6 protein-coding genes are annotated in these 11,742 nt (G+C 62.9%); 3 read left to right on the top strand and 3 right to left on the bottom strand.

What is annotated here, in order from left to right; translation table 11 throughout:
* Nucleotides 1-49 precede the first annotated feature (49 nt).
* From OJ996_RS01360 to OJ996_RS01350, 3 genes are all read right to left on the bottom strand, one after another.
* Nucleotides 50-3,505 (bottom strand): beta-helix domain-containing protein, encoded by a 3,456-nt coding sequence (locus OJ996_RS01360; protein ID WP_264510379.1) that lies wholly within the window; start codon nucleotides 3,503-3,505, stop codon nucleotides 50-52.
* 144 nt (nucleotides 3,506-3,649) lie between these two features.
* Nucleotides 3,650-7,156 carry a carboxypeptidase regulatory-like domain-containing protein gene (locus OJ996_RS01355; RefSeq protein WP_264510377.1) on the bottom strand — a complete coding sequence of 1,169 codons (3,507 nt, stop codon included), beginning with the start codon at nucleotides 7,154-7,156 and terminating at the stop codon, nucleotides 3,650-3,652.
* A gap of 184 nt (nucleotides 7,157-7,340) precedes the next feature.
* Nucleotides 7,341-8,195: an MYG1 family protein gene (locus OJ996_RS01350; RefSeq protein ID WP_264510375.1), complete on the bottom strand. Its 855-nt coding sequence runs from the start codon at nucleotides 8,193-8,195 to the stop codon at nucleotides 7,341-7,343.
* 104 nt (nucleotides 8,196-8,299) lie between these two features.
* Here OJ996_RS01350 and OJ996_RS01345 point away from each other — a divergent pair, with 104 nt between their 5' ends.
* The 3 genes from OJ996_RS01345 to OJ996_RS01335 are packed head-to-tail and all read left to right on the top strand — an operon-like array spanning nucleotide 8,300 to nucleotide 11,720.
* On the top strand, nucleotides 8,300-8,671 hold the full coding sequence (locus OJ996_RS01345) for a hypothetical protein (RefSeq protein ID WP_264510373.1): 372 nt from the start codon (nucleotides 8,300-8,302) through the stop codon (nucleotides 8,669-8,671).
* Nucleotides 8,668-9,093: a PadR family transcriptional regulator gene (locus tag OJ996_RS01340; RefSeq protein WP_264510371.1), complete on the top strand. Its 426-nt coding sequence runs from the start codon at nucleotides 8,668-8,670 to the stop codon at nucleotides 9,091-9,093. Before OJ996_RS01345 ends, OJ996_RS01340 begins: the two co-directional genes overlap by 4 nt.
* Nucleotides 9,090-11,720, top strand: a complete 2,631-nt coding sequence (locus tag OJ996_RS01335; protein WP_264510370.1) for a PEP-CTERM sorting domain-containing protein — start codon at nucleotides 9,090-9,092, stop codon at nucleotides 11,718-11,720. Before OJ996_RS01340 ends, OJ996_RS01335 begins: the two co-directional genes overlap by 4 nt.
* Nucleotides 11,721-11,742: the final 22 nt, after the last annotated feature.

Genomic DNA, 11,742 nt, shown 5'->3' with positions numbered 1-11,742 from the left:
CCGGCGTTTGCCGATGACCCCGATGTGACGGTTTCGTCAGATCCCTTGCTTATTCGAACTCGACGCGGATGAAGAGTTTGCCTTCCGCAAGAAGCGCCGGGCTCAAGGTCACTTCCACCGTTTCGATATCGCCGACCGTGCCGGTTACGACCTGCGTCGCACCCGCATCTTCCGTCCAACCTGCGAGGGTCGAGGAGGTCAGGATATTGTATTCGAGGCCGGTCAGGCTGACAGCGCGGCGCGTATAGCTGAACTTGCCGGTTGCCTTGTTCACCTGAGCCAAGAATGCGTTGGACGAAGCACCGGATTGTGGATTGAGACCGAAGGCATACTCGAACTCGTTCGTCACGCCGTCGCCATCCACGTCACCGGTGAGGTTCCCTGCGCTGACTCCGTTCGCGGCACCCCAGGTGTCGAAGTCGGAGGGAGTGCTACCGCCGCCGACCAGCACGCCGCTGGTCGAGAGCTTCGTCCAACCGGAGGCCCAGTTATCCGCGCCGAAAGCGCCGCGGTAGGTCGTGGCCGTAGGCGCCCCCGTCTGAAGAGTCGCACCGTTCGAGACCAGCAGCGGCGAGGCAGCCGCCGGACGAGGATCGATCGCGGTGAGCACGTTCGAACCGCTGCGGGTATACGTGGTGTATTGCGGGTTGGTGTTCGCCGCCGAGTTCCCGTTCTGGACCTGACCCAGCGCGTTGTAGAACAGGTTGAAGCTGTTCACGCCGGTGATGTAGGTCTGGTTCGAGCCCGGCGTGCCACCGCCGAAGCGGCCCACCGTGTTGTGCGCCATCGCCGGCGTCGCACCGGTCGAGTTCGCCCCGTCGCGCAGGTTCACCAGGTCCCCCGCGAAGTCGTCGATCACCGAGTTGTAGAGTTCCCCGTTGAAGTAGTCCTCGATGGTGAAGCCGTGGTTGCCCTTTTCCACCGTCGGTGTCGCCGTGGCACCCGCACCGATGAAGGTCGCGTTGTAGATGATCGGCTTCGACAACTGCAGGCCCGCGTTCTTGCCCGCGGCTTGGTTGGTGCCGTTGCTCGGGTTCGACTCGATGCCGTCCCACTCGCCGCCGCCGTCCGCGATCCCCGGTGCCTGCACCGAGAACCAGAACTGGTGCGTGCCGGTGTGGCCCATGTCGATGTCGAAGCTGTCGTCCTGGTTGTAGGCCATCACCAGATACTTGGTGTTGACCGTGCCGCCGAAGAACTCCACGCCGTCATCGCTGTTGGCGTAGACTTCCACGTGCTCGATGATCGTGCCGGAGCCGACACCGCCGAGGGTCAGGCCGTTGATCTCCTTGCCGGTTTCGAACTCGTAGCCACCGTGGCGGATCGAGACATAGCGGATGATGCCGGAGTCGTCGGCCGGGTCGGGAGGGAAGTTGCCGTCGGGGCCGTACTCGATCGCGTCGGCACGGCTGTCGCCGTCGTTGGAGGGCGAACCGGCAGGCAGGAAGCCTTCGATCTCGGCCTGGCCGAGATTACCGCCAAGGTTGTCGGAGACGGTGATCGGAGCGTTGCCGAGCAGGATCACGCCACCCCACTGGCCGCCGTCGGCGGCAGTCGGAGCACTAGCGACCACCGTATCGCCGTCCACGTCGGTGCCGCGGATCGACTCCAGCTCCTTGACCGAGCTGAAGATAATCGGATTGGCAGCCGTACCATCGGCCACCAGGCGGCCGCCACGGCAGGCGATGAGTGCGCCCACGCTGTCATCGGTCTTGCCGGCACCGTTCTCACGGGTCAAGCCGTAGATCTTCGTGCCCGGCTGGATCGTAAGGGTCTGGCCGTTCTTGATGAAGACACGATCGGTCAGGATGTACGTCTTGTCCGCGGTCCAGACCTGATTGGTGCCGGTCAGCACCTGCACACCGAGCGTGGCGTCGAAGGTGGTCACACTGGTATCACCCACCACGTTCACGTCGTTTGCACCGAGATTCAGATCGCTCGTTAGCACACCGGACTTGGACAGCTTGGTCCAGCCAGCCGCCCAGTTCGAGGAGGCACTGAAGGCACCGCGGTAATTCGTCGCCACCGGAGCACCCGTCTGAAGCGTGGCACCATTGGAGGCCAGCAGCGGCGAGGCACCCGCCGGACGCGGGTCGATCGCCGTCAGAACGTTCGAGCCGTTCCGCGTGTAGGTCTTGTATTGCGGGTTGGTATTCGCGGCCGAGTTCCCGTTCTGGACCTGACCCAGCGCGTTGTAGAACAGGTTGAAGCTGTTCACGCCGGTGATGTAGGTCTGGTTCGAGCCCGGCGTGCCACCGCCGAAGCGGCCCACCGTGTTGTGCGCCATCGCCGGCGTCGCACCGGTCGAGTTCGCCCCGTCGCGCAGGTTCACCAGGTCCCCGGAGAAGTCGTCGATCACCGAGTTGTAGAGCTCCCCGTTGAAGTAGTCCTCGATCGTGAAGCCGTGGTTACCCTTCTCCACCGTCGGGGTCGCCGCGGCGCCCGCGCCGATGAAGGTCGCATTGTAGATGATCGGCTTGGACAACTGCAGGCCCGCGTTCTTACCCGCGGCCTGGTTGGTGCCGTTGCTCGGGTTCGACTCGATGCCGTCCCACTCTCCGCCGCCATCCGCGATCCCCGGTGCCTGCACCGAGAACCAGAACTGGTGCGTGCCGGTATGACCCATGTCGATGTCGAAGCTATCGTCCTGGTTGTAGGCCATCACCAGATACTTGGTGTTGACCGTGCCGCCGAAGAACTCCACGCCGTCGTCGCTGTTGGCGTAGACTTCCACGTGCTCGATAATCGTGCCGGAGCCGACACCGCCGAGGGTCAGGCCGTTGATCTCCTTGCCGGTTTCAAACTCGTAGCCGCCGTGGCGGATCGAAACATAGCGGATGATGCCGGAGTCGTCGGTCGGGTCGGGAGGGAAGTTGCCGTCGGGGCCGTACTCTATCGCGTCGGCACGGCTGTCGCCGTCGTTGGAGGGCGAACCGGCGGGCAGGAAGCCTTCGATCTCGGCCTGGCCGAGGTTTGCGCCGAGGTTGTCGGAAACGGTGATCGGAGCGTTGCCGAGCAGGATCACGCCACCCCACTGGCCGCCGTCGGCGGCAGTCGGGGCAGGCCCCACGGTGCTATCGGGATCAAACGGAGAATCCACACCGGTCTCGACTTCGAGCTCACGGATGGAAGTGAAGATGATCGGGTTGGCAGCGGTGCCGTCGGCCACCAGGCGACCACCGCGGCAGGCGATCAGGGCGCCCACGCTGTCATCGGTCTTGCCGGATCCGTTTTCGTTCACCGAGCCGTAGATTTTCGTGCCGGGCTGGATCGTGAGGGTCTGGCCGTTCTTGATGAAGACACGGTCGGTCAGGATGTATTGGTTGTCGGCCGTCCAAGTCTGGGAGGCCTTCAGCACGCGCACGCCGAGGACAGGATCGAACTCGGTGAGATCCGCATCGGTGAAGACGCCGATCTGGGCCGCATGACCTTGGCTGGCCGCAAGGCCGAAACCGAGGAGAACGGTCAGCCAGTGCTTGGGGAGTGTGAGGCGAGGTGCTTTCATTGGATTGGCATTTCTTGAAATGCGATCCGTCTATCGGATTACCCTTCGCGAGCGTCACATCTCCTTGGGTGACGAAAGCGACAGATAACCAATGGAATGTGACACCAACGTCACATCGAAGCGCCGGCAGCAGGCCGACTCCTGTTAGAACCGCGCCTTCGCCTCCAGCCAGTAGGAGCGACCGGTGAACTCCTGGCTGTAGGAGCGTCCCTCGTAGGTATACTGATCGTCGCTCGAAAGCAGGTTCTTGACGCCGAAACCGATGGTCAGATCCACACCCTCACGCTCGATCTCCTTACTCATCACGAGATCCAAGGTCGTCAGCGCCTCGCGTGTTACCTCGGAGTCGTTCGCTCGGCGTTTCAGGATCACCGGATAGCCGCCCGTGTAGTTCAGCACCAGGCTGGTGGTAAGATCCCACGGTTCGTACACATGGCTCAGCGTACCGTTCAGAATGATTTCCGGCTGGTAAGGCAGTTGGCTCGTGACCGCCTCGGGCTGCCCGTCGACTTCGTAGAAGTAACTCAGCTCCGCGTCGATGTAGGTGAAGTTCCCCTTCAAGCTGAAAGGCCCCAGCTCGTTCAGCTCGCCTTCCACCTCGATGCCGCTGATGGTGGCAGTGTAGTCGGTGGCCGCCCCCGTGGCAGGGTCGATGTAAGCGTCCTTGTAGAGGATCTCCACCCCGCTTGAAGTCGGTTCGTAGAAGGTCACCAGCGGACGCGTCAGGTTCTTATGGAAAAACCCTGTCCGCAGGGTCATGCGGTCGTTCGGCAGGAAGGTGAACGAGAGGTCCGAGTTCGTGATCCCGGTGCGGAACAAGGTGCTGTTGCCCCGCCGGGAGATCCCGGTCGTCTGGTCTACACTGACGGTGGGAACGAACTCCCAGAAGGTCGGGCGGGCGATGGTCTCCGACCAGGCACCGAGCACATGCAGCTTGTCACGGAAGAACGAATTTCCCGCCGCGAAGGACGGCAGCAGGTCGTCCTGGCTCTCGCGCCGCTCCCATCCGAAGGCTGCGATCTCATCGTCATCGAAGGCCGACTCCGGATTCGGCAGGACGTCGATGGTATAGTCCTCCGTTTCCTGCCGGACACCGCCGGTAATGAAGGCCTTGTCCCACTGCATCCGGAGATTCGCGTAGAAGGCACGCTGCTCCAGTTCGGTCAGCACGTTTTCCACCCCGCGCGTGTTGAGCGCGTTCTGATAGTAGGGACCTCCTTGCAGGGTCCCGTTGAAATATTGCACCAGCAGATCCGGGTTCTCCGCGAAGACTTGGCCCCAGGTCCGGCCATCCGGAGAGATCTGCGTGAGGAAATCAGGAGTAAAGCCCGAGCCGCTGCCGCCGTCGCTCCGCAAATACATGTCGTAAAGCCGCGTGCGGGTTTCGCGCTTCTTGCTGAAGTGGCGCGCGCCCACCTTCAGCTCCACCAGGCGGTCATCCGAGTCGTCGTAGAAAAATGGGAATGTCAGATTCACCTGCTGCTCCGCGGCGTCTTCCAGCGTCCGCTCGCTACGCCGGCTGCTGACCTGGCTGCCATCCCGCGCACCGACATAGGGACCGTGAACCACGGTCGGCAGACGGAGCGGACCGCCTTGGCGCACTTGCGGAAGCCCGTTCTGATCTTCGATTGCCGCCGTGGCTTCTTCACCGATCAGGTTCACCACCTGTTCGCGGATTCCCAACCAGGTGGCGGTTGCCGGATCAGCACCGACCGCCGATGCCACGTCGCGTGCCACCGCATCCAGTGCATCATAGGCCGCATCGATATAAGGCTGCAGCGCACGCTGCGAGAAATCGAGCACGCCATACTCGAAGTGGGTGGAGTAGGGCCGGTTCTCCTCCGCACCGCTGGTGGTCACGTTCCAATCCAGTTTCGGACCCCGGTCCCACAGCGTATGCTCGCCGCGGAATTGCCAGATATCGAGATCCCGCAGCGTGGTCGTGATGTCCCAGGACTCGCCGTAGTAAACCGCATCACCACCGAAGATGTCCGAGATGTCCACATCAGGCGACCCGGCAAGCGCCCCGTAACGCAGGCTCTCGCTATCCTGGATGATATTGCTGGAGCGCGAGGTGGTGTCCTCCGCGATGTGCTTGCGGAAGTAGGTCGCGGAGACGACATGGTTTTCACCCAACTCCAAGGCACCGGAGATGAACGCGGACCACTCGACGCTCCGCGTATATTCATCGCGCAGATAATCCCGCACCGGGTTGTGAACGCTCTCACCCGTGTTCGTGTCGTCTCCCGATTTCTGCCCGAAGGCGGTCATCAGGCCGAAGCGGTTGCCGCGCCCCAGGTCGAAGGTTTCCCCGTAAGTCAGCCCGTAAGATTGATCGAGCTCGGCATCATCCGTCGCCGGCAGCAAACTCTGCGAGCGGTGCAGCGCGGACCAGCGCCGTTCGAGCTGATCCGGCGAGGTGTTCGAAGGATCGAGAAAGCCACCGTTACCCTCCAGGGAAGGCGGCATGGTGTGGGTCACATTGCCGAAGAAGCCGAGGTCACGGTTCGGATGGACATACATCGTGTCCTCCAGCGCATCGTTGTACTCGACCTCCGCCTTGATCTCGAGAATCCGTTCGGTCGGGAAGGCCCGGGTGAGAATATTGATCGCACCACCACCGAAGTCCGCAGGCAGCCACGGCGAGTAGGTCTTATCGACCCCGATCGATTCGATGACGTTGGTCGGGAAGAGGTCGAGCTGGATCGCCTTGCGGGAAGGATCTGCCGATGCCACTTGGGCACCGTTGAAGGTGGTGGTGACGTAGCGATCCGCCAGGCCGCGGACCACCGCATACTTTCCGTCCACGATGTTGGCGCCCGATACCTTGGCGATCGCCTCGCCTGCATCGCTCACCGCTGTCTTCTCGAAGTCGTCCCGGTTCACGCCGGAGGTGATCGAAGGTGCTTCGGTAGCGAGCGTGAGATTGAAATCTCCCTGCGTGTTCTCGGAGTACTCGATGCTTACCGTTTCCTCTTCGAGCTGATACTCCTCGGCCCCGCTATCCGCAGGCTTCACTTTCAAGCCGAAGCGGAGTTCGGCCGCTCCCGTGGGAGTTGGGCTGACCCCCATGGTGACCGCGCTGTAATTCAATGCGGAGGCTTCCGCGATGAAATCGCCCGCGGGCAGACCATCGATCCGGAAGCGCCCTTGGGCATCGGTTTCCGCGGTGCGGCCGGTTCCGACGATATCGACGATCGCTCCCTTGATCGGCTCGAAGGTGGTCGAGTCGGACACCTCTCCGGTCACCGTGCAGTTGCCGATCTGCTGCTCGATCGGCAGCGACCCGAAGACTCCGGACGGCTGGGCCGGATCGCTCCCCGCTGGCAGGGAGGCAGGCTGCCAAGGCTCGGGTGCGGGCTCGACTGCCGCCACCGGAACCTTTTGCACCGGCATGCGCCAGGCGGATTGGAATAGAACGGCACGCCCCTTGGGCGGCTCTGGCGAACGCCAGTAGGGCTTGCGCGCCGGGGTCTGCCACACGAATGCCGATGACATCTTCGGAGGCATCGCTGTCTCGGGTGCTTCCCCACCGAGAAGCAGCGCGGCGAGCATCAGGTCGTCCGCATACGGCGCCATCGCGGGCAGGCCCTTGTCCGGGAATGCATGACATGGCGCGGCCAATACCGCCAAGTTCGTGACGCAAGCCACGGCGAGATGAAACCACTCCCGCGGACGGAGGGGCGAAGGGCTAGGGTCGGAAGGAAGGGGCATCGCGGCCGGGAGGCTGCGAGTCGATACCGACACCTTCTAACTGCACGAAGCGGCACCACGTGACGCTTCCGTCACCCGGATCACCATCGCGTGACGGAAGCGTCACGCGGGCATCTGGAACCTAGGGCACGCGCGCAATCTCCAGCAGTTCACGGAGGCGGGCTTCATCCGCCGCCGAGGTCTTGGCGACGAAGCCGCGGGCATGCGCGAAGTGGACATCTTCCTGAGTCTCGATCCGTGTGAAGTCAAAAGCGGGCGCGTCATTGTGCCGCGAGAGACCGTAGCCGCTGCCACGGCGATCGGGATAGACCAGCGCCACGACCTCCTTGCTCTTGCCGATCGATTCAAGGTAACGGCCGATCCCGGAAGAGGGCTCCTCGGGGATCGGTTCGGTCCGCGGCAAGAAGAGGATCTCCTGATCACCGAGCTGCCAGAGCTGCGAATGCTCCGCCACGAAGTCGAGACGCTGGCGCAGCGAGCGCAGGAACTCGATCAAGTCCTCGCCGATGAAGCGCATCATCTCGTAGATCGGATCTCCGGGAACCAAGCGCGAGGTCTTCGCGAAACGGCGAAGCAAGGTGACGTCGATCGGCGAGTTCAGCTTGGCCAGTGTGTCCCGGTCGAGACCGAGCCACTTCGCCGTGACGTTCGGACCACGGGTATCGAACCACTCGGCAGGCTCCAGCCAATCGCAGAAGGCCCGGGCATCCTCATACAGACCGAGATGCTGGAGCACCAAGCTCAGCGCGCAGACCGGCGGATGATCGGCCGGGAACTGGTGATGGTCGAAATTGTTCTTCGCCGGGTCGTGTTCGCCGCCCACATCCACCACCGCCGTCGCCGGATCCTCCAGATCTGCGGCCACCGGTTCGCGGCGGATCACTTCGACGCCGTGGACGGCAACAAGAAGGCTACAGGCGAGGAACTCGTCCTTATGCGCGCCGCCGGGGTGAGTGAGAATGCGTTCGAGAGCCATATCCGGGAAAGGCCGCGCACCATAGTCCCCTCGGCCCATCCGGCAACCCCAGACAACTTTCCGCTTGCATATACCTTGCGATGCAAGGTAGTGGATTTCTAGCAATGCATGCCTTCCTCCTCATCGTCTCCCTCCTGATCGCCTTTGAGGTAAGGCCCTACCAAGGCGGCCTCATCGCGCACGCCACCAGCCCCGACGGCACCCAATGCGTCGTCAGCCAAAGCTGGAACGGCTGGAATGGCGGCGAGTTTTACACCGTCCGCCTCCACGCCCGGAAACCCGGCGGCGATTGGACCTGGCACTACATCGACCACGAGGCCAGCCACTGGTCCGGCTGCAAGCTCCGCTTCAGTAGCGACGGCAAAACCCTTCATCTAAGCGGCGGCGACAAGCAGCCCAGAAGCTTCAACCTCACGCAGGACGAAGCCTCCACTCCCCCGCCCTACCTTCCGGAAGAATTCAAGGAACAGCCGTGAGCGAACTCGACTCCAACGCCAGGGAACTCTTCGACAACTGGACCGTCCAGATGCGCAAGGGCGTGCTGGACCTCTGCATTCTCAAGGCCCTCGCCGGAGGTGAGTGCTACGGCTACGCGCTGGTGAAATCCCTCGTGGCGATCCCCGGCATCGGTGTTGCGGAAGGCTCGATCTACCCCCTGCTCTCGCGCCTGAAGAAACAGGGACTGGTCACCACGCGCTTGGAGGAATCCACCGAAGGCCCCGCGCGAAAATACTACCGCCTCACTCCCGCAGGCACCGCACTGGGAGAAGAAATGCAGAGCTACTTCGCCGATATGGCGAAGGGCGTGGCCGGTCTCGGTGAATTCACCGGGCCTTCACCACAGCTCCCGAAACCCGCGACAGATTCACGGAAAGCCAAACCTCAAGTCTCCCCATGAAAACTTGGACCAACCAAGCCGAGCAACGGCTGACCGAGTATCTCGATGAACGTATCCGGCGCGAAGGCTTCTTCGGCGAGGACGGCGATGAACTGAAGGACGACCTCCGTAGCCATATCCACGAGGAAGCGGAAAAGCTACCGGGCGAGAACATCGGCCTGATGCAACTGGAAGGCATCCTTTCGAATCTCGATGCCGGCTACCGCCCGCCCACGCCCTACAAGCCGACCCCGACTCCGGCAAAAGCTCCCGATAGCAACCAGCCTCCGAAGCCATGGCAGCCGTGGGGAGCATGGGTATGGGGCGTGATCTTGCCGATTGCCATCAGCCTCTTCGAACTCGCTGCGGCCTTTTGTGGCGGCGTCTTCTTCGATCCGCTCGCGACTTGGTGGCATACGCCGATGGTATTCTCCGTCCCCGCGATCAACTGGTGGTTGCTCAAAGGTGCACCGCGTGGTTCGGAGCGTTGGAAGGGTGTCGCCACCGGCTTCGCTGTGTTCGTTTCCATCTTTTACGCGCTGCTCTTTGTCCCCCTGCTGCCAGCATCGGCAATCGCGCTCATCTTTTTCGGCATGGGCTTGCTCTCGCTCATGCCGGTGATGGCGGGCATCACCACCTGCCGCATCTCGCGAGCGGTGCGAGGCGCATCGGGCGATCCCTCGGCCTATCGCCGCGGCCGTCTCGCCGGTATCGGCATAGCGCTGGTAGCCTTCACCCTGCTGGAAGGCCCGGCGCTTTGGACGCGGGCGAATCTGATCACCGCCAAGGAGGGGGATAAAGAGAAAAAAGAAGCCTTGCAAAGGCTGCGATCCTTCCACTCTCCGCGCACCCTGCTGCTCGCTTGCTACGAAAGCCGCTGGCGGAGCGCGGGCCCGACCGATATCTCCGGCTGGATCGCCCGAGGCTGGAATGCCCCCGCCGAGCTCTTCGATTTGGAAACCCGCTGGGATGCCAACCCGGAGCTTGCCCAAGAGCTTTACTTCCGCGTCACCGGGGAACCCTTCAATTCCCAGAAGCCGCCTCGCTTTGTTCGCCCCGGCACTCTTAACCGAGGCCAGAACCCTTTCGGGGAAGTGGACTTTGACGCACACCTCGGCGGTGACCAAGTGGCGATCCGCGTCAAGGATCTCGATATGGCGCAAAGCCGCTTCGACGGACACATCGATGCTCGATCCCAACTCGGCTACGGCGAGTGGACCATGGTTTTCAAGAACAGCGGGCTCGTCGCCAAGGAAGCACGCTGTCAGGTGCTCATGCCGCGGGGCGGACGGGTCTCACGCCTGACCCTCTGGGTGAATGGCGAACCCCGCGAGGCAGCCTTCAATACCGTGGAGAAAGTGAAGGCCGCCTACAAGTCGGTCGCCGTCGTGCAACGCCGCGATCCGGTGCTGGTCACCATGTCCGGCCCCGATACCATCCTGGTGCAATGCTTCCCCGTGCCGCAGCAGGGCGAGATGAAGATCCGCTTCGGGATCACCGCCCCGCTTGATCAGGGGCAATGGGAATTGCCAAGGATTCTCGAGCGCAACTTCGGCACCTCCGATTCGCTCGAGCACTCCGTATGGCTACAGGCGGACTCCTCCTTCAACCTCGCCTCGAACGGTATCGAACCGCGGAACTCGGTGGCAGATGGACCCGGCTTCTCGCTCGCAGCCAGCCTCAAGCCGGATGGAGCCATGAGCGGCGTGACCGCGGTCCGGATCACCGACCTGCCCCCTCCCGCTGCGGTGTGGTGCGAGGATAAATTTGCGGCAGCCTACGAGCGCTATCTCATCCGCGAGCCGAAACCGACCCGGATGCCACCGGCAAAGGTGTTACTCGTCATCGATGGCTCCGCTTCGATGGCCAAGGCCAAACCATGGATCATCGAGAGCCTGAAGAACGACCTCCCTGCCGACGCCTTCCGCATCCTGCTGGCCGACGATAAAGCCACGCCGGTGAAGCTGGCCGAGTTGGAGAACCACGATTTCAAAGGCGGCCGCGACAACGAACCCGCGCTGCGCGAAGCCGTGCGCATGGCCAAGTCCGGCGAGGTGGATGAGATCGTGTGGCTCCACGGTCCACAGGCAGCGGGCCTCTCGCAGCCCGAGGCACTGCTACAACTGATCGAGCGCGGCACGCGCCAACCGGTGATCCACACGGTAATGGCGGAGAACGGACCCAACCGTCTCGCCGAGGCATTGCAGCCCAGCGGCGCCTTGCGCCGCGGCCCCGCCTTATTCGACCCGCGCAAGGACTTCAGCGCCTTCATGGGTCTACTGCGCCTAGACCACGAGCAGATGACTTGGCACTGGAAGCGCAGCCCGCAAGCCCCCACCGAGATCGGCATACCGGTCTGGGATCACCTCGCCCGCCACTGGGCCATCGAGGCTGTGGAGTCCAAGCTCTCCCTGCTCCCGGAAACCGACAAGCCCGCCACCGCGGCGAAGTATCAACTCGTCACCAGCGTTTCGGGGGCCGTGGTCTTGGAGACCATGGAGCAGTTCAAGCAGCATGGGCTGGAACCGGTAAGCGCCACGGATGCACCGCAGATCCCCGGCGTGCCCGAGCCCTCCTCCGCACTGCTGGTGATGATCTCCGTAATGACGGGAGTGATGCGGAGAAGGAGGCAACATGCAGCCGCCTGATCCTCGCCCACGGGAGGAGAAG

It is taken from the genome of Luteolibacter rhizosphaerae (assembly GCF_025950095.1).
GTDB classification, from domain to species: domain Bacteria; phylum Verrucomicrobiota; class Verrucomicrobiia; order Verrucomicrobiales; family Akkermansiaceae; genus Haloferula; species Haloferula rhizosphaerae.
Note: the sequence above shows the minus strand (reverse complement) of the source record. Positions and strands in the feature narration are given on the sequence as shown.